Below are 22,680 nucleotides of genomic sequence, written 5' to 3' on the forward strand. Positions count from 1 at the left end.
TGTCGGCTGATTTGCCCTACCGTCAACGGCGCACGCGCTGATGCCGCGCGTGGATCAACGCGACCTCGTGATCTAGTAAGTTGCCGCGGCGCGTCTCGGTGGTCGTACCCGCATGAGGCTCGCTGATGCCCCGAAGTCTCATGCAGTCGTGAGTGGCGGTGATGAGACACATTGCACCCGAAGGGTGTAGCCGGTCGGCGATGGCGTCGACCACCTGACAACCGATCCGTTCCTGGACCTGTAGCCTCCGCGCATAGCCGTGTACCAGCCGCGCCAGCTTCGACAGCCCTACGATTCGCTGACCGGGCCCGGGTCGGTACGCGACGGTGGCGTGCCCGGTGAACGGCAGCAGATGGTGAGCGCACGTGGACATCAACGTAATGCCCTCCACGATCACCAGCCCGGGTTCCTGCGGCGCCGGAAACACGCGGCCGAGGTGGTCGGCGGGATCCTCGCGATAGCCGGCGAGCATGTCTCGCCACGCCCGCGCAACGCGGCCGGGCGTATCGGCGGTGTGATCGTGCTCATCGACGTCCATCGCTACCAGGAGCGCCTTCACAGCGACCTCAGCGTCGGCGAGATCCATAGCTCGCTTCCTTTCGTCAGGCGGAGACGGCGTTTTTGCGACAGCCGGACGTTGCGGTCTCCCACACCTCGATGTAGGAAAGTCCGGGAATGCGCAGCCGCTGCCAGATCCAGCAGGCGACGTTCTCGCACGTCGGATTCTCAATGAAGTGATTCAGCGCACTGTGGTCGAGCTCATCTAGCACGGGCTTGATCGCGCACTTGATCTCGGCGAAGTCAACGACAAAACCGGTGTGCGAGTTGGGGATTCCCTTGACGCCCACAACCACTTTGTAGCTATGACCGTGAAGGAAACCGCATTGGTGGCCTGCTGCAACGTTCGGCAGAAAATGCGCGGCCTCGAAAGTGAAAACTTTGAACACCTCGATCGCACTGCTCGTCGGGACTTGCCCATCCGCCAACGTCGGATGTACTGCGCTGGCACGGACTGATGGGTTATTTCTCATTTGGCTTGACGGATGAGCTACGTCTGCAAGGGACGAGGTCTTTGGCATACCGAGAACGTAAGGCTCGCTTCCGGTCTGGACAATCCAACCGTTGCGGGTTTGGGCGGTGGAAGCCGGCTCCTGCGATCGGTGGAGCGCACAACTTTTTGTTAGCCGGCGGCCGGCGTACGAATGACCACCGTGGGGCGGAACCCATATTTTGGAACGACGTTGCCGTTGCCGTTGGCGTTCGCCGCCGGGCCCGTTATCGGCATTGCGGGCACGCCCGGGGGCCCGCTACTCGGAGGCGCGGTGAAGGGGGTGCTGCCCAGAGCCAAGGCCATAGGGCTTGTCGCCGACGACGTGGTCCAGCTCGGCGGCACCGAGAGCGGTCCAATCGATGTCGCCCGACCCAGACCTGCCGACGCCGCACCCGCGCCGACCCCCAGACCCGCCGATCCCGCAACGCGCGCGACGGAAGGCAGGCCTCCCGGAGCTGCCGTAGCCGGGGCACCCGCGACCGGCGCCGCGCCGTTCGCGAGCCCGCCCATGGTGCCGATTGTCGCCATGCATGAGCTCAGAACCGACGAAGCGGATGCAGCAACCACACCGATGTTGGCCACGATGTCGACAAGGTAGTAAAGGGGGTGATTCGTCGGGTCGGGCGACGCGAGCCGCTGAAGCGCGTGCGGGACCGCAGAGATTACTCGCGAGCCCTTCGACATGACCGTCTGCGCGCGGGTTCCCGCCAGCGGCCCCGTGGGGTGGGTGACCGGCGGCGGCGGGGTGAACGGTGTCAACGTCGCGGCTGCCGCCGACGCGGCGGCGTAGCCATACATGGCAGCGGCGTCCTGGGCCCACATCTGGGCATAGAGCGCCTCGGTGGCCGCGATCGCAGGGGTGTTCTGCCCGACGACGTTGGTAGCAATCAGCGCCATCAGCGCGGCCCGGTTGGTCGCGATCACGGATGGCGGAACCGTCATCGCGAACGCTGCCTCATACGCGCCGGCGGCGGCCTGGGCCTGGGTGCCCGCCTGCGCCGCCTGGCCGGCGGTGGCACTCATCCACGCGAAGTAGTGTGTGGCCGCCGATGCCATCGATACCGACGCGGAGCCTTGCCACGGCCCGCCGGTCAGTCCGGAGATGACCGACGCATACGACGCTGCCGTCTCATGCAAGTCGGCGGCCAACCCATGCCAGGCGGCCGCGGCCGCCAGCATCGGACCCGGCCCCGGCCCGGCATACATCCTGGCGGAGTTAATTTCCGGCGGTAGTGCTGCGAAATCCATCGCTCGACCGTCTTGCCGGTGTAATGCGAACCACATAGCTACGGTGCCCAGGCGAGTTCGACATTCGTATCGGCCGACTGGGCAGAACTCAGTACGGGTCCCTGCCCCCCAATCGACGGATCCCGTACCGCGGGCCGGCGCTAAAGTGGCGGCATGCGCGTCTGGGATGTGCAGCCGGGGCGGCTAATTGCGGGCGGCGGATTCTCCGACCTCGCCGTCCACCACCACCCCGCGGTTCAGGTCACAGTCGGTGCGCAGGGTCCCGTTACGGTCACGCGCGACGGCGCTGCACAGGACGTGTGCCGGCTGGTAGTCGTCGCCAGCGGAGCCCGCCACGCCGTGCGGTCGGATTCGGGATCCGGGGCGTTGACGCTGTACTTCGGGTTGCAGACACCGCAGGGCTTTGCGCTGAACACGCTGGGTCACAGCCGCGGCCGGCACGGAGTCTGGATCGTGGACGACGGGCAACGACTGGCCGAGGCGGCCGCGGCGTCGCTGGCCACCGACGGCCCACGCGCCGCGGCGGACTTACTCGTCGACGAGCTGTGCGGGACACACGACCGGCGCCCGGGCGAACCGCCGTCCGTTCACCCACAGCTGCGGCGGGCGATGGACGTCGTGTCGAGCCAGGTTCCCGCCCACGTCGACGTGGCCTCGGTCGCGAATGCCGTTGCGCTGTCGCCCGATTACCTCGGGCGGCTATGCCGACAACAGACCGGCGTCTCGTTGTCGGCCACGATCCGTTGGCAGCGGCTGGTGACCGCCGTCGGCCACCTCCTCGACGGGCACTCCGTGACCGATGCCGCCCACCTGGCCGGATTCGCCGACGGCTCGCACGCCAACAAGGTGTGCTGGGAGATGACCGGCGCAGCCCCGCGCTCCTTCGCGCAAGCGGTTCGCGAGATCTGACGGATCCATACAAGCGCCCCGTTCGCCGCTGACCCACGCTTGGGACATGGCGAACGGACAAATCCCATGACAGCACCGTTAGGTACCCAGACGAAGGCCGCCGTCATCCGGGCCCTCTTCGCGTTGCCCAGACCGGTCCGACGGTTGTTGGCCGGCCCTCCGGTCCGCATCGACGGGCAGGAACTCACCCTCGACGCGCAATTGGTGATCCGGCTCAAAAACCTCTCGGGCTCCGACGTTTTCACCGACCCCGTCGACAACGCCCGCGCGCGCTATGACCAACTCTCGCGAATCATGCCGTACGAATCGCCGGTCCCCATCGCGACGCGGGAAATCACCATCCCCGCCGAGCACGGCGGCGTCCCGGCCACCCTGTACACGCCCGCGGACGTGCCCGAGCCGTCGGGGCTGCTGGTGTATTTCCACGGCGGCGGCTTCTCCGTCGGCTCACGCCTGAGCCACGACCCCGTCGCCCGGTACCTCGCGAGCCACGCCGGCGTGCGCGTGCTGTCGGTCGAGTACCGGCGGGCGCCCGAGCACCGGTTCCCCGCGGCCGTCGACGACGCCGTCGCCGCATTCGCGCACGCGCACCGCCACGCCACCGATCTGGGCGCGGACCCCGGCCGCATCGCGGTCGGCGGCGACAGCGCCGGAGGCAATCTCGCGGCTGTCACCGCGCAGCAGGCGGTGCGGCGGGGCGGTCCGGTGCCGGCGTTTCAGCTGCTGATGTATCCGCCGACAGACCTCAGCACGCGCCGTCCGTCGCGCGACCTGTTCGCCCGGGGCTCCACCTTCAGCGACGCGAACCTCGAGTGGGCGCTGGCGAACTACATACCGCCGGGAACCGATCGCGCCGATCCGCGACTGTCACCGCTGCACGGCGACGTCACCGGCTTGCCGCCCGCCTATGTCGCCAGCGCCGGTTTCGATCCGATCCGCGACGACGGCGAGGCATACGCGAAAACGCTGCGCGCCAACGGAATCCCGGTCGCATTCACACGTCAGGCTGACCTGCCCCACGCATACCTCAACTTCGTCAGCCTCGGCGGCCGGTTCGCCGAGGCGGCCAGCGAGGCAGCGGGTGCGCTGCGGGTCGGGCTGGAAACGATGCGCGCTGATCAAGCCTCGGGCGCGGGTGCGATCTCGATGTAGGTGGTCGGGATGTCGAACGCGGCGCTGCCCTTGTCCAGACTGCGCTCGAACAACTTCATCGGCAGGCTCCAGTTTGCCGCGATCACCTTGTCCGCGTGCGGATGTTCGGACTCGGGCAGAATCCTGGCCACCCCGGCCACAGCTTGCCCTCTCGGCTTGCCGCGAAGGCTGCTCGGCACCACCACGACGCGCGGATTGTTCTTGATCCGCTTGACCTTTCCGGTGGAGCCATCCGTGCGCACGTAGATCTTCCCGCCGGCGACGCCGTGATTGATCGGGCTCGGCATCGCCTCGCCGGAACGCTTGAACGTCACCAACAGGATCTGCCGCGTCTTCTCGAAACCGCTGAAGTCCGTACCTTGCGGGGTCCTGGCGCCGACGTCAAAGGCGCTGCGGTGCCGCATCTTGTCCATGGCGCGGAACATCAACTTGCCCATCGCTTCGGCGACGCTGCCGGCCATGTACTCTCTCCAATCCCCTCTTGACTCGATTGACTTACCGCCGCTCACGCCGCAGCGGAGAACCGGTGAATTTGTCGGGGTTGGCGATATCCCACAGGGCGCAAACCTTTCCGTCGCGCACCGTCATCGCCATCACCCGCGGACACATCTCCCGGTAGCCGTCGCTGGCGGGGAAGCCGGCCGTGTAGATGCCCAGCTCGCCGTTGACCAGCCCCAGCTGATAGGCCGTGTAAAAATCGGGGCCGTAGCGGCGGGCCAGGCCGAGCATGAACCGGACCACCTTCTCCGGTCCGTGGATGACGTGAACTGCGGTGGGCGCCTTGCCATTCGAATCGCCGGTGAACGTCACGTCCGGATGCAGCAGCGCCACCACGGCCTCCACATCGCCGGCGGACATTGCGGCCATCAGCTGGCCAACCACCTCGTTGTGCGACGGGTCGGGCTCCGGGGGCGGTTCGGCGGCCACGGCCTTGCGGGCCCGCGAAGCCAGCTGACGGGCGGCGGCCTCGTTGATCCCCAACACCTCGGCCACTTCCGCGAAGGGCATGCCGAACCCGTCGTGCAACACGAACGCGACCCGCTGATCGGGAGTGAGCCGTTCGAGCACCACCATCGCCGCGAACCGGGCGTCCTCCGCGGCCACGACCGCGGCCAGCGGATCGGGCTCGTCAAAACCCGTGACCACCGGCTCGGGCAGCCAATTGCCGGTGTAGGTTTCGCGGCGATGCGCGGCGGAGCGCAACCGGTCCAGCCCGAGCCGGCTCACCACCGTAGTCAGCCACGCGCGCAGGTCGGTGATCGCGCCCGCGGTCTCCGCGGAATCCCAGCGCAACCAGGCGTCCTGGACGATGTCCTCCGCGTCGGCCACCGTTCCCGTCAGCCGGTAGGCGACCGACAGGAGATGCGGCCGCAGCTCTTCGAACTCGCTGACCTGCTGCGCTGCGGTCATATCGCGAGCCTAGCGTTACGCTCGCGGCGATGACCGAACACCTCTGGCTGCATTTCACCCGGCACGGCCCCAACTTCACGCCGCCGATCATCACCCGCGGCGAGGGCGTGACCATCTTCGACGACCGCGGCAAGAGCTACCTCGACGCGCTGTCCGGTCTGTTCACCGTGCAGGTCGGCCACGGCCGCGCTGAACTCGCCGAGGTCGCCGCCCGGCAGGCCAGCACCCTGGCGTTCTTCCCGCTGTGGGGCTATGCCACCCCGCCCGCAATCGAGCTCGCCGAACGCCTCGCGCGCTACGCGCCGGGCGACCTCAACCGGGTGTTCTTCACCACCGGGGGCACCGAGGCCGTCGAGACCGCGTGGAAAGTGGCCAAGCAGTACTTCAAGCTCACCGGCAAACCCGGGAAACACAAGGTGATTTCGCGATCGGTCGCCTACCACGGCACCACCCAGGGCGCGCTGGCGATCACCGGGCTGCCGTTGTACAAGGCGCCATTCGAGCCGGTGACGCCGGGCGGTTTCCGCGTGCCCAACACCAACTTCTACCGCGCACCCGAACCGTTCGACACCGACCCGAAAGCCTTTGGGCAGTGGGCCGCCGACCGGATCGCCGAGGCCATCGAGTTCGAGGGCCCGCAGACCGTCGCGGCGGTGTTCCTGGAACCCGTGCAGAACGCCGGCGGCTCCATCCCGCCGCCCCCGGGTTATTTCGAACGGGTCCGCGAGATCTGCAATGAGTACGACGTGCTGCTGGTCTCCGACGAGGTGATCTGTGCGTTCGGCCGGATCGGCTCGATGTTCGCCTGCGACGACTTCGGTTACGTGCCCGACATGATCACCTGCGCCAAGGGCATGACGTCGGGCTACTCACCGATTGGCGCGATGATCGCCAGCGAGAAGTTGTTCGAGCCCTTCGACGACGGCAAGACGATGTTTCCGCACGGCTACACGTTCGGCGGGCATCCGGTGTCGGCCGCGGTGGCGCTGGCCAACCTCGACATCTTCGAGCGGGAGGGTCTCAACGACCACGTCAAGACGCACGCGCCGGCATTTCGCGCCACCCTGGAGAAGTTGTACGACCTGCCCATCGTGGGCGATGTGCGCGGCGACGGATACTTCTACGGCGTCGAACTGGTCAAGGATCAGGCGACCAAGCAGACCTTCAGCGACGACGAACGCCGAGCGCTGCTGGGCCGCGTCTCGGCGGCGCTGTTCAAGGCCGGGCTGTATTGCCGCACCGACGACCGCGGCGATTCCGTCATCCAGCTGGCCCCACCGCTGATCAGCGGCCAGGCTGAGTTCGACACGATCGAATCCATCCTGCGCACCGTGCTCCGCGAGGTGGAGTCGGCCTGAATTGCCGTAGATTGAACGCCGGCAAACATAACGATTAGCTGAAATACAAGTCGCGCTTGCCCGTCGCAGGTGTACGTTCTGCGCGATGGGCGCTCTCAGCCGGCCCCCCAAAGCGCCGTTCATGCCGCGGATGATCACCCGCTTTGCGGTGCCGATCGTCCTGTTATGGCTAGGGCTCACAGCCATTCTCAATATTGCCGTCCCACAGCTGGAAGTGGTCGGAAAAGCACGCTCCGTATCGCTGAGTCCGAAAGACGCGCCCGCGGTTCAGGCGATCAAGCATGTGGGTCAGGTATTCGGCGAGTTTGATTCCAACAGCCGGGTGACGATTGTGCTGGAAGGCGACAAGCCACTCGACGACACTGCGCACCGGTTCTACGACGACCTGATGCGCAAGCTTTCGGCGGACACCCGTCACGTCGCGCACATCCAGGACTTCTGGAGTGATCCCCTGACGGCGGGCGGATCGCAAAGCGCGGACGACAAGGCCGCGTACGTTGTGGTGTATCTCGTCGGCAACAACGAAACGCAGGCGTACAACTCCGTTCACGCCGTCCGGCATATCGTGAATGGCACCCCGGCGCCGCGCGGGGTCAAGGCCTACGTCACCGGCCCGTACGCGCTGATCGCCGATCAGACGGAGGCTGGTGACAGGAGCGTCGCCAAGGTCACGCTGATCACCGCCTCGGTGATCGCGGTGATGTTGCTCTTCATCTACCGGTCCGTGGTCACCATGGTTCTCGTCCTGGTCATGGTCGTGGTCGACCTGGGGGCAATCCGCGGGACCGTCGCGTTTCTGGCTTACCACAACGTTTTCGGTCTTTCGACGTTCGCAACCAACTTGCTCACCCTGTTGGCCATTGCCGCCAGCACGGACTACACGATCTTCATGCTGGGCCGCTACCACGAGGCGCGCTATGCGGGCGAGGACCGAAAAACGGCCTTTTACACGATGTTTCGCGGGACCGCCCATGTGATTTTGGGCTCGGGGTTGACCATCGCCGGCGCCATGTATTGCCTGAGCCTTGCCCGGCTTCCGTATTTCAAGACGCTCGGCGCTCCTTGTGCCATCGGCATGTTGATTGCGGTTCTCGCCGCACTCACGCTCGGGCCGGCGGTGCTGGCCGTTGGCAGCATCTTCAAACTCTTCGACCCCAAGCGAAGGCTCAACACCCGGCGCTGGCGCCGAGTGGGCACCGCAATCGTCCGCTGGCCCGGCCCAGTACTCGTGACGACAAGTCTGGTTGCGTCGATTGGCCTGCTCGCGTTGCCGACTTACAAGGCGACTTACGACCTACGCAAATTCATGTCTCCTAGCATGCCGTCCAATGTCGGGGATGCGGCCGCGGGTCGACACTTTTCGCAGGCGCGGCTCAACCCCGAGGTGCTGTTGCTCGAATCCGATCACGACATGCGCGATCCGGTGGACACGCTGGTGTTGGACAAGGTAGCGAAGGCGATCTTTCACAGCCCCGGCGTCGCGCAGGTGAAATCGATAACCCGGCCGCTGGGAACGTCCATCAAGCACACGTCGATTCCGTTCATCATCAGCATGCAAGGCGTAGTGAACGCCGAAAACATCGGGTTCATGAAGGACCGATTGAACGACATGATGGTCCAGGTACACGCGATGGATGAGTCGATCGAAGCGATGCAGCGCATGTATCAACTCATGGGCGGAGTTGTTGACGACACCGTCGACATGGATCACCTCACCCACGACATGTCGGACATCACCGACTTGATAAGGGACCACCTTGCGGACTTCTCGGATTTCCTTCGCCCGATCGGTAGCTATTTCTACTGGGAGAAACATTGTTTCGATATCCCGGTCTGCTGGGCGATTCGATCGGTATTCGACACGTTCGACAATGTCGACCAGCTGAGCGAGAAGCTGCGATTTCTCACCAAGGATCTGGACGTTCTCATCCGGCTCTTGCCGGAGATGCGAGCGCAGATGCTGCCGATGCTATCGACGATGAAAATCATGCGGGACATGATGCTGGTCTGGCACAGCACACTTGCGTCTCTCGACAACGAGCAGGAGATGAATAGCAAAGATCCCGGCGCCATGGGCCGGGACTTCGACGCCGCCCAGGTCGACGATTCGTTCTATCTGCCCCAATCCGCCTTTGACAACGCGGATTTCAAGCGCGGCCTCAAGATGTTCTTGTCGCCCGATGGCAAGGCGGCCCGCTTCATCATTGCCCTCGAGGGAGAGCCCGACACGCCTGAGGGCATTTCCCGTGTCGAGCCGATCCAGCAGGCGGCAAGAGAAGCCATCAAGGGAACTCCGCTGCAGGGCGCCGTGATCTCGATGGGCGGCGTCGCCGCGACGTTCAAAGACCTACAAGAGGGCGCCACCTACGATCTGCTGATCGCCGGAGTGGCTGCGATCAGTCTCATCGTGATCATCATGATGATCGTCACCCGAAGCGTGGTTGCCGCCGCGGTCATCGTGGGCACGGTGCTGCTCTCGCTGGGCTCCTCGTTCGGCCTATCGGTGCTCGTCTGGCAGGACTTGCTCGGCATCGATCTGTATTGGCTCGTGTTGGCGATGTCGGTGATGCTGCTGTTGGCGGTGGGATCGGATTACAACCTGTTGCTGGTCTCCCGGCTCAAAGAGGAAATCGGTGCCGGTCTGAATACGGGGATCATCCGCGCGATGGCGGGCACCGGAGGGGTGGTGACGGCCGCCGGCATGGTCTTCGCCGTCACCATGTCGCTCTTTATCTTCAGCGACTTGCGGATCATCGGACAGATCGGCACCACCATCGGGCTGGGCTTGCTCTTCGACACGCTGATCGTGCGCTCGTTCATGACGCCGTCCATCGCCGCGCTGCTCGGGCGCTGGTTCTGGTGGCCCCAACGGGTGCGCCCGCGCCCCGCCAGCCACATGCTTCGGCCGTCTGGACCGCGTCGCGTGGTGCGCGCCCTGTTGCAGACGCCCACCGAAAAGCCGGCGCAGCCGACCCGGCGCTAGGCCGGCTCCGCGGCGACGCGCGGCTGCGACGCGGGTGCGCCCAGTGCCGCGACGGCGGCGGCGACGGCCAGGATCAGCACGACGGCGACCGGCCAGATCGTGGCGTGGTTTTGTGCGATGCCGCCGAGGGCGCCTCCCAGGGCCGTGGTTTCGATGGCGAGCAGCATCGAGCAAAACCCGATCAGTATCCCGCGGTGGGGTTCGGCGGCGACCACGCCGATCCACGAAATCGCCGCGGCGAAGACGGCCAGGGCGGCCACCGTCGCCAGCAGGAACACGCTGCCGTAGGCCCAGATGTGAACCCACTGGCCGCGCGCCTCTGCCGCGATGGCCAGCACGCCGGCGGCGGCGCTGAGCAGGGCGCTGCCCAGCAGCATGCCGCGAACGCCGAACAGTTGGTAGACCTTGCGCCACAGCGCGGAACCGATGACCAGTGCGACGCTGGACAGGGCCACCAACACACGCAGCGTGCCGCTCTCGTGCGCGGTACGCAGGGCGTAGAAGGTGGTGCCCAGCGAGAGCGGGGCGAACAACAGGCACGTGATCACGTATCGGCGAAACCAGGGCTGGGTGCGGGCGACCCCGAAGCCCTGGCGGCAGGTGTCGCGCACGGAGATCCTCGGGGCGGTCGACGTGGACCTCGCCGGGCCGACGAACAGGGCCGCGAATCCGGCGGCGGCCAGGCCGAATGCGCCCAGGCACAGCAGATCGCGGTGCAACGTCGCCTTGTCACCGGTGGCGAACCCGGGCACCAGGAACAGTGCGGCAACGGTGGCCACCACCGACGCGATGGCCCCCTGGACCATCAGCAGCCGCAGCGCGGACAGCTTGCTGGGCGGCATGTCCGGGTAGGCGGCATTGGATACCGCGACGAGGACTCCGCCCCCGGCGCTCATCAGCAGAAATACCGCCCCGGCGAGCACGCCACTCCAACGGATCACAGCCCCACACAAGATCAGCGCGGCCGCACTCGCCGCCATCGCCGCCAGCAGCAGGTGCCGCACCTGGCCCACTCGCCGCAGGACCGCGGGAGACACCGAGTTCCCCACGATGGAGCCAAGCCCGTACGCCGGAAACAGCAGCGCGGCCAGCCAGGTGAGCCCCAGGTGTGCGCAGATGAACGGCAACACCACCGCGCCGTTGCTGAACTGCATCCCGGCGGTGTAGAACGCGCCCTGGGATGGCAGGCGCGGGAACGGGTTCGTGTGTACGGAAACCCCGTCCAGCGATCCGGCCATGGCACCGACACTATGGGCGCTGAGCAGGCAGAACTATCCTCCGATCGGATACGGCCGGACGAATCGCATGTCCCCCGATCGGGGGAACAGCCAGACCCGCCAGCGGCTTAGCCGATGGCGAGGACCCGTTTGACTTCGTACGCGGCCAGCAACACGTCCCTGGAATGCGCCGGCGACGGGCTGCTCGCCAGCCGCGATTGCGCGTTGCAGAGCCAGGCGAGCGCCGAACGCAGGTCGGCGTTGGTGGTGCTGTCGCGATGCTGCTTCAGGTCGTCCAACACACCGTCGGCCCCGGAGCCGCGAACCTGCGTCCCCTTCTCGACCTGCTTGAGCAACTGTTCCAGCGATCGCGGCGCGGAATCGTCACCGTCGCGCCGCCACCTGGACCAAAATCGGTTGTTTTGAATGGTGTCAGCGTAGTGCTTCGGCGCCGTCCGCGCCCGCATCGGCGAGTTTGTAACATCTGCCCCATCAGTCACAGCGCGGCTCCCGGGAATTGACCTTCCGATCGCCTAGTCTGCTGAAACAATGAGCCTGTTACGTTCCGCGTCATGCCTGGCAGCGGCCGTTTTTATGGCCGGCGCCCCAATCGCTGTGCCGGTTGCTGTGCCGGCGTTTGCTAACGCCGAGCCCACCCCCGGACCCAACGCCGGTCCCGCCAACTGCCCGTACCAGGTGAACACGCCGCCCGCGGTGGATTCGTCGGAGGTGCCGCAAGCCGGTGACGCGCCGGTCCCGCTGGCGGTGCCGCCCAAGCCGGTCGGCGGCGACGCGCTCGGCGGCTGCGGCATCGTCGCCGCGCCGGGCACCCCCCCGCTGCCGAACGACGTCTCCGCCGACGCCTGGCTGGTCGCGGACCTCGACAGCGGCGCCGTCGTCGCCGCCAAGGACCCACACGGCCGTCACCGCCCGGCCAGCATCATCAAGGTGCTCGTAGCGATGGCGTCCCTGAACGCGCTGCCGCTCAACAAGTCCGTCGTCGGCACCCCCGACGACGCGGCCGCCGAAGGCACCAAAGTCGGTGTGGACGACGGCGGTACGTACACCGTCAACCAGTTGCTGCACGGGCTGCTGATGCACTCCGGCAACGACGCCGCGCACGCGCTGTCCATGCAGCTGGGCGGGATGCAGCAGGCGCTGGAGAAGATCAACATCCTGGCCGCCAAGCTCGGCGGCCAGGACACCCGGGTGGTGACGCCGTCGGGACTGGACGGACCCGGCATGAGCACGTCGGCCTACGACATCGGGTTGTTCTACCGGTACGCGTGGCAGAACCCCACCTTCGCCGACATCGTGGCCACCCGGACGTTCGACTTCCCCGGCCACGGCGACCATCCCGGCTACGAGCTGGAAAACGACAACCAGCTGCTGTTCAAATACCCGGGCGCGTTGGGCGGCAAGACCGGCTACACCGACGACGCCGGGCAGACCTTCGTCGGCGCGGCCAACCACGACGGGCGACGCCTGATGGCGGTGCTGCTGCACGGGACCCGGCAGCCGATCGCCCCGTGGGAGCAGGCCGCGCACCTGCTGGACTACGGCTTCAGCACCCCGACGGGCACCCAAGTCGGCAACCTGATCGAACCCGACCGCTCGCTGATGGCCGCAAAGCCGGACGCGGCGGCCGACCGGCAGACCAACGACGCCCAGGCGGGCGGGATCCTGCCGTCGGCAGACGCGCTGCCGGTGCGGGTGGGCGTGGCCGTCATCGGCGCCATCATCGTGTTCGCGTTGATCATGGTCGCGCGCTCGATGAACCGCCGCCCGCAGCACTAGCCGCACATAACAATTCGTTGAAACTCAAGGATGCTGCGGTCCATTCGCGGTAGCGTTTTCGTCGCTAATGCGACGACGCGGCAATGACGCGACACGCGATATTTCGACCCGGTGGCACAACACGAGGGAAAAGATGATTCGGGTTACCAGGTTCGTCAAACGAATGTGGTTATTGCTGGCAGTCCTCGCGGTGGCCAGCGTCGCGGGATTCGGCATCTATCGCCTGCACGGGATGTTTGGCGTTCACGGGCACCCCGTTGTGAGGGTTAAGGCCGATCGCGATATCCCGCCGTACAACCCAAAACAGGTCACCTATGAAATCTTCGGACCCGCGACGTCCGCAAGAATCGCCTATTTGGATCCCGATGCCAGGGTGCAGCAACTGGAAAATGCGCCGCTCCCCTGGTCCCAAACGGTGACGACGACGCTGACCGCGATCACGGTCAACCTTGAGGCACAGAGCAGTGGCGACATGCTCGGCTGCCGAATCACCGTGAACGGCGCGATTAAAGACGAGAGGTCCGTGACCGGACCAAAGGCCCTGACTTATTGCGAAGTGGCGGGCGGATGAGCGAAACGGACGCCGCCCCGGATTCCAGCCCGCCGCTCTTCCCGCGGCTGATCCGCCGGTTTGCGGCGCCCATCGTCCTGTTGTGGGTGGTGCTCACGGCCCTTCTCAATATCGCTGTCCCGCAACTGGAAGCGGTCGGAAAAGCGCACTCGGTATCCATGAGCCCCAAGGGTGGCGCCTCGATTCAGGCGATAAAACGAATCGGCAAGGTGTTCGGCGAGTTTGATTCCGAGAACGCGGTCACCGTGGTGCTGGAAGGCGACAAACCACTCGCGGATGCCGCTCACCGGTTCTATAACGAGCTGCTGCACAGGCTTTCAGCCGATACTCGCCACGTCGCGCACATCCAGGACTTCTGGAATGATCCGCTCACCGCCACGGGATCGCAAAGCGCGGATCACAAGGCCGCGTACGTCGTGGTCTATCTCGCCGGCAAAAGCGAGACGGAGGCGTACAACGCGGTTTTCGCCGTCCGGCACATCGTGGATAGCACCCCGGCGCCGCCGGGGATCAGGGCCTACGTCACCGGTCCGACAGCGCAGATCGCCGACCAATCGGTGGCCGGGGACAAAAGCATCGGCAGGGTCACCCTGATTACCGGTGTGGTGATCGCGGTGATGTTGCTGTTCATTTACCGATCCGTGGTCACCATGGCCCTGGTCCTGGCCATGGTCGGGATCGAGCTGGGGGCGATTCGCGGGACCGTGGCATTTCTGGCCGCTCACAACGTCTTTGGCCTTTCGACCTTCGCGGTCAACCTGCTCACCCTGTTGGCCATCGCCGCCAGCACGGACTATGCGATATTCATGCTCGGCCGCTACCACGAGGCGCGCTACGCGGGCGAGGATCGAAAAACCGCTTTCTTCACCATGATTCACGGCACGGTTCACGTGATTTTGGGCTCGGGCCTGACCATCGCAGGCGCCATGTGTTGCCTCAGCTTTGCGCGACTCCCGTACTTCCACTCGCTCGGCGCACCCTGTGCGATCGGCATGTTGGTTGCCGTCCTCGCCGCGATCACACTCGGCCCCGCCGTGCTGACCGTCGCCAGCTTCTTCGAGCTGTTCGACCCCAGGCGACGGCTCAATACTCGGCGCTGGCGCCGAGTGGGCACCGCGATCGTCCGCTGGCCGGGCCCGGTGCTCTTCGCGACGTGCCTGATCGCGTCGATCGGCCTGCTGGCACTGCCGACTTATCGGACTACTTACGCGCTGGGCAAATACATGCCGGCCGCTATGCCGTCCAATGTCGGGGATAGGGCCGCGGCCCGACACTTTTCGCTGGCACGGCTCAACCCCGAGGTGCTGTTGCTCGAGAGCGATCACGACATGCGCACGTCGGTTGACATGCTGGTGCTGGACAAGGTGGCCAAGACGATATTTCACAGCCCCGGAATCGCACAGGTGAAATCGATAACCAGGCCGCTGGGAACGTCCATCAAGCACACGTCGATTCCATTCCTCATCAGCATGCAAGGCGTCACGAATGCCGAAAACATGGGATTCATGAAGGATCGATTGGACGACATGCTGGTCCAGGTGCAGGCGATGGATGTATCGATCGAAACGATGCATCGCATGTACGACATCATGGGCAAGATCATCGACAATACGAACGACATGGACAGCCTGACCCATGACATGTCAAATATCACGGATACAATTCGCGATCACCTCGCGGACCTCTCGGATTTCCTTCGCCCGATCGGTAGCTATTTCTACTGGGAGAAACATTGTTTCGATATCCCGGCCTGCTGGGCGATCCGAGCAGTATTCGACACGTTCGACAATGTGGACCAGCTGAGCGAGAAGCTGGCATTCCTCGCCAAGGATCTAGATATCCTCGTCAAGCTTTTGCCGGAGATGCGCGCGCAGATGCTGCCGATGCTGTCGACGATGACGATCATGCGAGACATGATGGTCGTCTGGCACGGCACACTCTTGTCGTTCTACAAGCAGCAAGAGATGAATACCAAAGACCCCGGGGCCATGGGCCGGGTCTTTGACGCCGCCCAAGTCGACGATTCGTTCTATCTGCCCCAATCCGCCCTCGACAACCCGGATTTCAGGCGCGGCCTCAAGATGTTCTTGTCGCCCGATGGCAAGGCGGCCCGCTTCATCATTGCCCTCGAGGGAGAGCCCGAGTCGCCCGCGGGCATCGGCCGGGTGGAGCCGATCCAGCAGGCGGCAAGAGAAGCCATCAAGGGAACTCCCTTGCAGGGCGCTGCGATTTCTCTCGGCGGCACCGCCGCGATGTTCCGCGACATCCAAGAGGGCGCCACCTACGATCTGCTGATCGCCGGAGTGGCTGCGATCAGCCTCATTCTGATCATCATGATGATCGTCACCCGAAGCGTGATTGCCGCCGCGGTCATCGTCGGGACGGTGCTCCTCTCCCTGGGCTCATCCTTCGGCCTGTCGGTCCTCGTCTGGCAGGACCTGCTTCACGTCGATTTGTATTGGCTGGTCATGGCGATGTCGGTGATCCTGCTGTTGGCGGTGGGATCGGACTACAACCTGTTGCTGATCTCCCGCCTCAAAGAGGAAGTCAATTCGGGTTTGAATACGGGGATCATCCGCGCGATGGCGGGCACCGGGGGGGTGGTGACCGCTGCCGGCATGGTCTTCGCCGTCACCATGTCGCTGTTTATCTTCAGCGACTTGCGGATCATCGGACAGATCGGCACCACCATCGGATTGGGCTTGCTCTTCGACACGCTGATCGTGCGCTCGTTCATGACGCCGTCCATCGCCGCATTGCTCGGCCGCTGGTTCTGGTGGCCCCAACGGGTGCGCCCACGCCCGGCCAGCCAGATGCTTCGGCCCTACGCGGCCCGTCGTCTGGTGCGCGCGCTGTTGCAGACGCCCGCCGACAAGTCGCCGGAACGGCCCCTGACCTAGGCCCTGACCTAGGCGGCCTGAAGGCTCACCGGCGGCGCGACCCTCGCGAAGGACCGGGGCGCGAACGCCACCGTGCGCTCGCGATCGGCGGGTGCCGGTCGCGTCTCCGACTTCGGTGCTCCCAGCGCCGCAATGGCCGCGGCGACGGCCAGCACCAGCACCACGACGTCCGGCCAGATCGCGGTGTGGTTCTGCGCGATGCTGCCGAGCACGAATGCGAGCGCCATGGCCTCGATAGCAACCAGCGTCGAGCTGAACGCGATCAGTGTCCCGCGGTGCGACTCGTCGGCCACCGCGCTGAGCCACGAAATCGCGGCGGCGAAGACAGCCTGGCCCGCCACCGTCGCCAGCAGGAACACCGTGCCGTACGCCCAGACGTGGAACCACTGGCCGCACGCCTCGGCAACCACGGTCAGCGTGGCGGCGGCGATGCTGAGCAGGGCACTGCCCAGCATCATGCCGCGCACCCCGAAGAGCCGGAAAACCTTGCGCCACAGCGGCGACCCGAAAACCAATCCGATGCTCGACAGGATCACCAGCACATGCAAGCTGCTGTTGTGGTGGGCGGTGCGCAGCGCATAGAACGTGGTGCCAAGGGTGACCGGAGCGAACAACAGGCACGCGGTTACATACCGGCGAAACCATGGCTGGGAGCGCGCGACCGCGAAGCCCTGCCGGTAGGTCTGCCGCGCGGACATCCGGGTGGTGTTCGAGACGGACCGCACCGGGCCGACGGACAGCGCCGCGATGGCCGAGACGACCAGTCCGGCTGCGCCCAGCCACAGCAGATCGCGGCGATACATCATCTCGTCGCCGTGGGCCAGTACCGGAACGACGAACAACGTGACCAGGGTGGCCAGCACCGACCCGGTGGCACCCTGGAACAGCAACAGCTCGCCACGCCCCGCCGCGGATAGCTTGCTGGAGATCAGGTCGGGGTACGCGACGCCGGCGATCCCGAGGAGGACTCCGGCTGCCCCGCAAGTCAACAGAAACACCGGCGCGGCGAGACCGCCGTTCCAAGGAACGAACGCGTCGCACAAGATCAGTGCGGCCACGCTCGCCACCAACGCCGCCAGCAGCCGGTGCCGCATCAGACCCACCCGCTGCAGCACCACCGGAGACACCGAGTTCCCGACGATATCGCCGAGGCTGTAGGCCGGAAAGAGCAGCGCGGCCACCCAGCTGAGACCCTGGTGCGCGCAGACGAACGCCAGCACCACGCTGCCGTTGCTGAGTTGCATGCCTGCGTTGTAGAAGGTGCCCTGGGAAAGCAGGCGACCGAACACGCGCGGCTGTGCCGGGGCGGGTACCAGGGCTGCGGGCATGCTGACAAATTTATGGTGGCTGAGGTCACAGAAGTATCCGCCGATCGGGCAGCGCGGGTGGAATTCGCGTGTCCCCCGATGGGGGGACAAGGCCGCGATGCCGCAACATTAGACTCACCGAAATGACTCAAGCCCCCCCATCGCGGCGGGGCCTGCGGGTTGGGCTCACCGCGGCCAGCCTCGGCATCATCTTCGGATACGACCTGTCGATCATCGCCGCCGCGCAACTGTTCATCACCGAGGACTTCGGACTCACGACCCGGCAACAAGAACTCCTGACGACGATGGTTGTGGTCGGCCAGATCGCCGGGGCGCTCGGTGGCGGAGTACTGGCCAACGCGATCGGGCGCAAGAAGTCGATGATCCTGATCGCCGCCGGCTACACGGTGTTCGCGCTTGTCGGTGCGCTCTCCGTCTCGCTACCGATGCTGTTGGCGGCGCGATTCGTGCTCGGTCTGACCATCGGCGTGATGGTGGTGGTCGTCCCGGTATACATCGCGGAATCGGCCCCGGCGGCGGTGCGTGGCTCGCTGCTGACGGCCTATCAACTGGCCATCGTCAGCGCGCTGATCATCGGCTACCTGACCGGTTACCTGTTGGCGGGCACCCACAGCTGGAGGTGGATGCTGGGCCTCGCCGCCGTACCCGCGGTGCTCCTCCTGCCGCTGCTGGCTCGGCTGCCCGACACCGCTCGGTGGTATCTGCTGAAGGGCCGGGCCGACGACGCCCGCCGAGCGCTGCTGGGCGTGGAGGCCAGCGCACAGGCCGACGACGAACTCGCCGAAATCGCCACTGCCATACGGGAAGAAAGCGGCGGGGGGCTGCGCGAAATGCTGCTGGAGATGCTTCGCAGGCCCTATCTGCGGGCCACCACCTTCGTGGTCACGCTCGGTTTCCTGATCCAGATCACCGGCATCAACGCGATCATCTACTACAGCCCCCGAATATTCGAAGCCATGGGCTTCAAAGGCAATTTCGCGCTGCTGGCCCTGCCCGCACTGGTTCAGGTCGCCGGCTTGGCGGCGGTGTGCACCGCGCTGCTTCTCGTCGACCGGGTGGGGCGCCGTCCAATCCTGTTGTCCGGCATCGCGATGATGATCGTCGCCGATGTCGTCCTGATCGCCGTGTTCGCCCAGGGCCATCTCGGCGGCGCCGGATTGTTTTTCGGGTTCGCCGGCGTGCTGTTGTTCATCATCGGCTACACCCTGGGTTTCGGCTCCCTGGGCTGGGTGTACGCGAGTGAAAGCTTCCCGTCCCGGCTACGGTCCATCGGTTCGAGCGCAATGCTCACCTCCAACCTGGTGGCCAACGCGATCGTTGCCGCCGTCTTTCTGACGATGCTGCATTCCCTCGGCGGCGCGGGGACTTTCGCGGTGTTCGCGACCCTCGCGGTGGCCGCCTTCGGCTTTGTGCACCGGTCGGCTCCCGAGACCAAGGGACGCCAACTCGAGGAGATAAGCCACTTCTGGGAAAACGGTGGCCGTTGGGAAAACCCGGGCCCATGATCAGCGCGGGCACCGTCGTACTCGACGGTGAGGTGTGCCGGCCGGGATGGATCGAGACGTCGGGCGCGCAGATCGTCGCCTGCGGTGCCGGCCCGCCACCGGATCAGTCCAGGCGGCCCGCGGACCGCGATTTTCCCGGTTGCGTTGTGGTGCCGGGGTTTATCGACATGCACGTGCACGGCGGCGGCGGGGCGTCGTACACGTCCTACTTGCAGACCGGGGAGATCGCCAAGGCCGCCGGGTTCCACCTGGCGCATGGCACGACGACGACGCTGGCCAGCCTGGTCACCGCCCCGCCCGCGGAGCTGATCGCCGGCGTGCGGGCACTGGCCGACGCGACCCGGCAGGGCGTCGTCGCCGGCATCCACCTGGAGGGGCCGTGGCTGAGTGCGGCTCGTTGCGGAGCGCTCGACCCTGCCCAGATGCGCGACCCAGACCCCGCCGAGATCGACGCCGTGCTCGCCGCGGGCGCCGGAACGATCCGGATGGTCACGCTGGCGCCCGAGCGGGCCGGGAGTGACGACGCGATCCGGCGCTTTCTGGACGCGGATGTGGTTGTCGCCGTGGGCCATACGGATGCGACCTACGAGCAGACCAACCGCGCGCTCGCGCTGGGCGCCACCGTCGGCACGCATCTGTTCAACGCGATGCCGCCGTTGCACCATCGCGAGCCCGGCCCGGCACTCGCGCTGCTGCAGGACCCGCGGGTCACCGTGGAGCTCATCGCCGACGGCGTGCACGTCCACCCCGCGATGACACGCGCGGTGATCGGGGCGGCCGGGCCCGACCGGATCGCCCTGATCACCGACGCGATCGCCGCGGCCGGTTGCGACGACGGGGCGTTTGCGCTCGGCTCGGTGGCGATCGACGTGGAGTCCGGCGTGGCGCGGGTGCGCGGAACCTCGACGATCGCCGGCAGCACCGCCACCATGGATCGGCTTTTTCGCACCGTGGCCGCCGATGCGGGACTGGCCGCCGCGGTCCAGATGACCTCGGCGACGCCGGCCGGTGCGCTGGGCCTGCAGCGGGTGGGCAGCCTGCGGGCGGGCTATGACGCCAATCTTGTTGTGCTGGACCGCGATTTGCGGGTCCGCGCAGTCATGGTGCGCGGCGACTGGCGGGCCGGCTAGTCAGTCACCGCCTGCGGCGGGTCAGGCGGGAAAAGGCCAGCGCACCAACGGCTCCCGCGGCCATCGCGGCCAGGGTCTGACGCGCGCTGGGCCCCTCGCGCAGCTGTACCCGCGGGGCGATGATCGCGGGCGTCGGCGGCTCGACGGGCTTGGCGCGCGGATCGGTGGACGCGGTGGCGGCCCATGCGGCGGCGAACAGGACGAGAAAGCCGGTGATGTAGGCGAACACCATCAGGCCCAACACCGGACCGAACACGGCGCCCGCCGGACTGCGCAGCACGGTCTGCAAGTAGATCGATCCCACCTGTTTGAAGAGTTCGAAGCCGATCGCCGCCATCAACCCGCCCCGCATCGAGGCGACGAGGCTCACCTTTTCACGCGGCAGCCGGGCGATCATCCAGGTGAACAGCAGCCAGGAAACCAGCCAGGACACCACCAGCGAAACGATCCTGAAGATCAGGTCGAACACCGAATACTGGGGTATCCCAAACCACCTCAACATGGCCGACATCGGCGCGGCGTGGGCGAGCGCGCTCAACGCGACGGTGGCCATCAACACCAAGAACGTCGCCAGCATCGCCAGCAGATCGGATAACTTGTTGCGCACGAAGCCCGGCGAGTCGATGCGTTGGTCCCACCACATCTCGGTCAGCGCCTGCCGCAGGTGTGACATCCAGCCCAGGCCGGCCCAGGCCGCGGTCGCCAGACCGATCACACCGACGGATGCCCGCGCGTCGATCGCCGAGTTCATCAATTGGACCAGCTGCTGCCCCAGCGAACCGGGCACCGAGGCGTGGATATGGTTCTGAATCGTGTCCAGCAGCTGGGGGCGCCGGGACAACGTGAATCCGACGATCGCGAAACCCACCATCAGCAAGGGAAATAACGCGAAGATCGTGTAGTAGCTCAAGCCCGCCGCGAAGAAGCTGCCGTTGCGGTCGTCGAAGCGCCCATAGGCGCGCATCACGTGATCGAACCATCCGAACCGGGCCCGCAGCCGATCCATGAATCTACTTCCGTTGGAGAAGGAACCCCAGCCGATCGTAAACCCGCTGTACCGTTTTCCCGGCCACATCCTGGGCGCGCTCCGCGCCGGCGGCCAGCACGGCCTCCAATTCGGTGCGATCGGCCAGCAATTCGTCGACCCGCGTCTTGATCGGCCTGACGAACTCGACGACGGCGTCGGCCGTGTCCTTCTTCAGATCGCCGTAACCGCGCCCGGCGTAGCCCTCGACGAGCTTGTCGATGCCGACACCCGTGACCGCCGATTGGATGGTCAGCAGGTTCGACACGCCCGCCTTCGCCTCGGTGTCGTAACGAATCTCGCGCTCGCTGTCGGTCACGGCCGAGCGAATCTTCTTGGCGGACAACGCCGGATCGTCCAGCAGGTTGATCAAGCCGGCATCGGTGGCCGCCGACTTGCTCATCTTCGACGTCGGATCGCCCAGGTCGTAGATCTTCGCGGTGACCTTGGGGATGAGCACGTCGGGAACCACGAAGGTGTCCGGGAAGCGGGCGTTGAACCGCTGCGCGACATCGCGCGCCAACTCGAGGTGCTGGCGCTGATCCTCGCCGACGGGCACCAGGTCGGTGTCGTACGCCAGCACGTCGGCGGCCTGCAGGACGGGATAGGTGAACAGGCCGACGGTGGTGGAGTCGCTGCCCTGGCGCAGCGACTTGTCCTTGAACTGCGTCATCCGCGACGCCTGCCCGAAGCCGGTGAAGCAGCCCAGCACCCATGCCAACTGCGTGTGGGCGGGAACCTGACTCTGCACGAAGACGGTGCTGCGCGCCGGATCGATGCCCAGCGCCAGGTACTGCGCGGCGGTCACCAGGGTCCGGCGTCGCAGCGCCTCGGGATCCTGCGGGACGGTGATGGCGTGCAGGTCGACGACGCAGAAGAACGAATCGTGGTCGTCCTGCAGCGCGACCCATTGGGTGACGGCGCCCAACGCGTTGCCGAGGTGAAGCGAATCGGACGTGGGCTGCACGCCCGAAAAGATGCGGCTGGGTCCGGTAGCGGTGCTCATGATGCCCCCGATCTTTTCACGCCCCGGTTTTCGTGCGGGCCCACGGCCGTTACCAGACCGCGCCTTGCTTGCGGTACCGGCGGTATCGCCT

The 22,680-nt window shown here is 66.0% G+C and carries 19 protein-coding genes; 9 read left to right on the forward strand and 10 right to left on the reverse strand.

The annotated features are described in order from the left end of the window. Nucleotides 1–22: 22 nt before the first annotated feature. The 3 genes from folE to A5736_RS00935 form a co-directional block, all read right to left on the reverse strand. Complete coding sequence (gene folE, locus A5736_RS00925; protein ID WP_076122221.1) at nucleotides 23–586, reverse strand: GTP cyclohydrolase I; 564 nt, start codon at nucleotides 584–586, stop codon at nucleotides 23–25. 16 nt (nucleotides 587–602) lie between these two features. Beyond that, nucleotides 603–986, reverse strand: a complete 384-nt coding sequence (gene queD, locus A5736_RS00930) for a 6-carboxytetrahydropterin synthase QueD (RefSeq protein ID WP_254848263.1) — start codon at nucleotides 984–986, stop codon at nucleotides 603–605. A 194-nt stretch (nucleotides 987–1,180) separates the two neighbouring features. Next, the gene (locus A5736_RS00935; protein WP_076243995.1) at nucleotides 1,181–2,299 is read right to left on the reverse strand and encodes a PPE family protein; all 1,119 of its coding nucleotides are present in this window, start codon (nucleotides 2,297–2,299) and stop codon (nucleotides 1,181–1,183) included. Nucleotides 2,300–2,452: 153 nt separating this feature from the next. Between A5736_RS00935 and A5736_RS00940 the strand changes: the two genes are divergently transcribed. After that, on the forward strand, nucleotides 2,453–3,208 hold the full coding sequence (locus A5736_RS00940; protein ID WP_083667095.1) for a helix-turn-helix transcriptional regulator: 756 nt from the start codon (nucleotides 2,453–2,455) through the stop codon (nucleotides 3,206–3,208). Nucleotides 3,209–3,274: 66 nt separating this feature from the next. Then, complete coding sequence (locus tag A5736_RS00945) at nucleotides 3,275–4,360, forward strand: alpha/beta hydrolase (RefSeq protein ID WP_076243998.1); 1,086 nt, start codon at nucleotides 3,275–3,277, stop codon at nucleotides 4,358–4,360. On the opposite strand, the gene A5736_RS00950 is transcribed toward A5736_RS00945, so the two are convergent. Both A5736_RS00950 and A5736_RS00955 read right to left on the reverse strand, forming a co-directional pair. Beyond that, a complete protein-coding gene (locus A5736_RS00950; protein ID WP_076244000.1) occupies nucleotides 4,327–4,821 on the reverse strand; it encodes a PPOX class F420-dependent oxidoreductase in 495 nt (164 codons plus the stop codon). The two genes, A5736_RS00945 and A5736_RS00950, sit on opposite strands and share 34 nt — an antisense overlap. A 34-nt stretch (nucleotides 4,822–4,855) precedes the next feature. Beyond that, nucleotides 4,856–5,770, reverse strand: coding sequence for a sigma-70 family RNA polymerase sigma factor (locus tag A5736_RS00955; RefSeq protein ID WP_076244001.1), 915 nt, complete (start codon nucleotides 5,768–5,770; stop codon nucleotides 4,856–4,858). Nucleotides 5,771–5,799: 29 nt separating this feature from the next. On the opposite strand from A5736_RS00955, the gene A5736_RS00960 reads away from it, so the two are divergent. Beyond that, a complete protein-coding gene (locus A5736_RS00960) occupies nucleotides 5,800–7,128 on the forward strand; it encodes an aspartate aminotransferase family protein (RefSeq protein ID WP_076244003.1) in 1,329 nt (442 codons plus the stop codon). Between the two features lie 85 nt (nucleotides 7,129–7,213). After that, on the forward strand, nucleotides 7,214–10,111 hold the full coding sequence (locus A5736_RS00965; RefSeq protein WP_076244004.1) for an RND family transporter: 2,898 nt from the start codon (nucleotides 7,214–7,216) through the stop codon (nucleotides 10,109–10,111). Here A5736_RS00965 and A5736_RS00970 read toward each other — a convergent pair. Both A5736_RS00970 and A5736_RS00975 read right to left on the reverse strand, forming a co-directional pair. After that, the gene (locus tag A5736_RS00970; protein ID WP_076244006.1) at nucleotides 10,108–11,349 is read right to left on the reverse strand and encodes a hypothetical protein; all 1,242 of its coding nucleotides are present in this window, start codon (nucleotides 11,347–11,349) and stop codon (nucleotides 10,108–10,110) included. The two genes, A5736_RS00965 and A5736_RS00970, sit on opposite strands and share 4 nt — an antisense overlap. Before the next feature lie 107 nt (nucleotides 11,350–11,456). Continuing rightward, nucleotides 11,457–11,693 carry a hypothetical protein gene (locus A5736_RS00975; protein ID WP_076244052.1) on the reverse strand — a complete coding sequence of 79 codons (237 nt, stop codon included), beginning with the start codon at nucleotides 11,691–11,693 and terminating at the stop codon, nucleotides 11,457–11,459. 184 nt (nucleotides 11,694–11,877) lie between these two features. Here A5736_RS00975 and A5736_RS00980 point away from each other — a divergent pair, with 184 nt between their 5' ends. From A5736_RS00980 to A5736_RS00990, 3 genes are all read left to right on the forward strand, one after another. Next, nucleotides 11,878–13,125, forward strand: a complete 1,248-nt coding sequence (locus A5736_RS00980; RefSeq protein WP_076244007.1) for a D-alanyl-D-alanine carboxypeptidase family protein — start codon at nucleotides 11,878–11,880, stop codon at nucleotides 13,123–13,125. Between the two features lie 133 nt (nucleotides 13,126–13,258). After that, nucleotides 13,259–13,696, forward strand: a complete 438-nt coding sequence (locus tag A5736_RS00985; protein WP_076122211.1) for an MmpS family transport accessory protein — start codon at nucleotides 13,259–13,261, stop codon at nucleotides 13,694–13,696. After that, nucleotides 13,693–16,596, forward strand: a complete 2,904-nt coding sequence (locus tag A5736_RS00990; RefSeq protein WP_076244009.1) for an RND family transporter — start codon at nucleotides 13,693–13,695, stop codon at nucleotides 16,594–16,596. Before A5736_RS00985 ends, A5736_RS00990 begins: the two co-directional genes overlap by 4 nt. Nucleotides 16,597–16,604: 8 nt before the next feature. On the opposite strand, the gene A5736_RS00995 is transcribed toward A5736_RS00990, so the two are convergent. Then, the gene (locus tag A5736_RS00995) at nucleotides 16,605–17,924 is read right to left on the reverse strand and encodes a hypothetical protein (RefSeq protein ID WP_076244010.1); all 1,320 of its coding nucleotides are present in this window, start codon (nucleotides 17,922–17,924) and stop codon (nucleotides 16,605–16,607) included. Between the two features lie 122 nt (nucleotides 17,925–18,046). Between A5736_RS00995 and A5736_RS01000 the strand changes: the two genes are divergently transcribed. Continuing rightward, entirely contained in the window at nucleotides 18,047–19,429 is a 1,383-nt protein-coding gene (locus A5736_RS01000) for a sugar porter family MFS transporter (protein WP_076244012.1), read from the forward strand. Further along, nucleotides 19,426–20,559 (forward strand): N-acetylglucosamine-6-phosphate deacetylase, encoded by a 1,134-nt coding sequence (nagA, locus tag A5736_RS01005; protein ID WP_076244014.1) that lies wholly within the window; start codon nucleotides 19,426–19,428, stop codon nucleotides 20,557–20,559. Before A5736_RS01000 ends, nagA begins: the two co-directional genes overlap by 4 nt. Before the next feature lie 4 nt (nucleotides 20,560–20,563). Here nagA and yhjD read toward each other — a convergent pair whose 3' ends face one another. Together yhjD and trpS are read right to left on the reverse strand one after the other, a co-directional pair. Further along, the gene (gene yhjD, locus A5736_RS01010) at nucleotides 20,564–21,565 is read right to left on the reverse strand and encodes an inner membrane protein YhjD (protein ID WP_076122206.1); all 1,002 of its coding nucleotides are present in this window, start codon (nucleotides 21,563–21,565) and stop codon (nucleotides 20,564–20,566) included. A 4-nt stretch (nucleotides 21,566–21,569) separates the two neighbouring features. Beyond that, on the reverse strand, nucleotides 21,570–22,589 hold the full coding sequence (gene trpS / locus A5736_RS01015; RefSeq protein ID WP_076122205.1) for a tryptophan--tRNA ligase: 1,020 nt from the start codon (nucleotides 22,587–22,589) through the stop codon (nucleotides 21,570–21,572). Between the last annotated feature and the right edge of the window lie 91 nt (nucleotides 22,590–22,680).

This window comes from Mycobacterium sp. SP-6446 (assembly GCF_001954045.1).
Classification (GTDB): Bacteria; Actinomycetota; Actinomycetes; order Mycobacteriales; family Mycobacteriaceae; genus Mycobacterium.

What these genes read in the sequence shown, in the direction of transcription:
- A5736_RS00935 (WP_076243995.1), bottom strand. Translation starts at nt 2,299, where the DNA reads ATGGATTTCGCAGCACTACCGCCGGAAATTAACTCCGCCAGGATGTAT.
- A5736_RS00950 (WP_076244000.1), bottom strand. Translation starts at nt 4,821, where the DNA reads ATGGCCGGCAGCGTCGCCGAAGCGATGGGCAAGTTGATGTTCCGCGCC.
- A5736_RS00955 (WP_076244001.1), bottom strand. Translation starts at nt 5,770, where the DNA reads ATGACCGCAGCGCAGCAGGTCAGCGAGTTCGAAGAGCTGCGGCCGCAT.
- A5736_RS00970 (WP_076244006.1), bottom strand. Translation starts at nt 11,349, where the DNA reads ATGGCCGGATCGCTGGACGGGGTTTCCGTACACACGAACCCGTTCCCG.
- A5736_RS00995 (WP_076244010.1), bottom strand. Translation starts at nt 17,924, where the DNA reads ATGCCCGCAGCCCTGGTACCCGCCCCGGCACAGCCGCGCGTGTTCGGT.
- A5736_RS00990 (WP_076244009.1), top strand. Translation starts at nt 13,693, where the DNA reads ATGAGCGAAACGGACGCCGCCCCGGATTCCAGCCCGCCGCTCTTCCCG.
- A5736_RS00960 (WP_076244003.1), top strand. Translation starts at nt 5,800, where the DNA reads ATGACCGAACACCTCTGGCTGCATTTCACCCGGCACGGCCCCAACTTC.
- A5736_RS00940 (WP_083667095.1), top strand. Translation starts at nt 2,453, where the DNA reads ATGCGCGTCTGGGATGTGCAGCCGGGGCGGCTAATTGCGGGCGGCGGA.
- A5736_RS01000 (WP_076244012.1), top strand. Translation starts at nt 18,047, where the DNA reads ATGACTCAAGCCCCCCCATCGCGGCGGGGCCTGCGGGTTGGGCTCACC.
- folE (WP_076122221.1), bottom strand. Translation starts at nt 586, where the DNA reads ATGGATCTCGCCGACGCTGAGGTCGCTGTGAAGGCGCTCCTGGTAGCG.
- yhjD (WP_076122206.1), bottom strand. Translation starts at nt 21,565, where the DNA reads ATGGATCGGCTGCGGGCCCGGTTCGGATGGTTCGATCACGTGATGCGC.
- trpS (WP_076122205.1), bottom strand. Translation starts at nt 22,589, where the DNA reads ATGAGCACCGCTACCGGACCCAGCCGCATCTTTTCGGGCGTGCAGCCC.
- A5736_RS00985 (WP_076122211.1), top strand. Translation starts at nt 13,259, where the DNA reads ATGATTCGGGTTACCAGGTTCGTCAAACGAATGTGGTTATTGCTGGCA.
- A5736_RS00980 (WP_076244007.1), top strand. Translation starts at nt 11,878, where the DNA reads ATGAGCCTGTTACGTTCCGCGTCATGCCTGGCAGCGGCCGTTTTTATG.
- A5736_RS00965 (WP_076244004.1), top strand. Translation starts at nt 7,214, where the DNA reads ATGGGCGCTCTCAGCCGGCCCCCCAAAGCGCCGTTCATGCCGCGGATG.
- nagA (WP_076244014.1), top strand. Translation starts at nt 19,426, where the DNA reads ATGATCAGCGCGGGCACCGTCGTACTCGACGGTGAGGTGTGCCGGCCG.
- A5736_RS00945 (WP_076243998.1), top strand. Translation starts at nt 3,275, where the DNA reads ATGACAGCACCGTTAGGTACCCAGACGAAGGCCGCCGTCATCCGGGCC.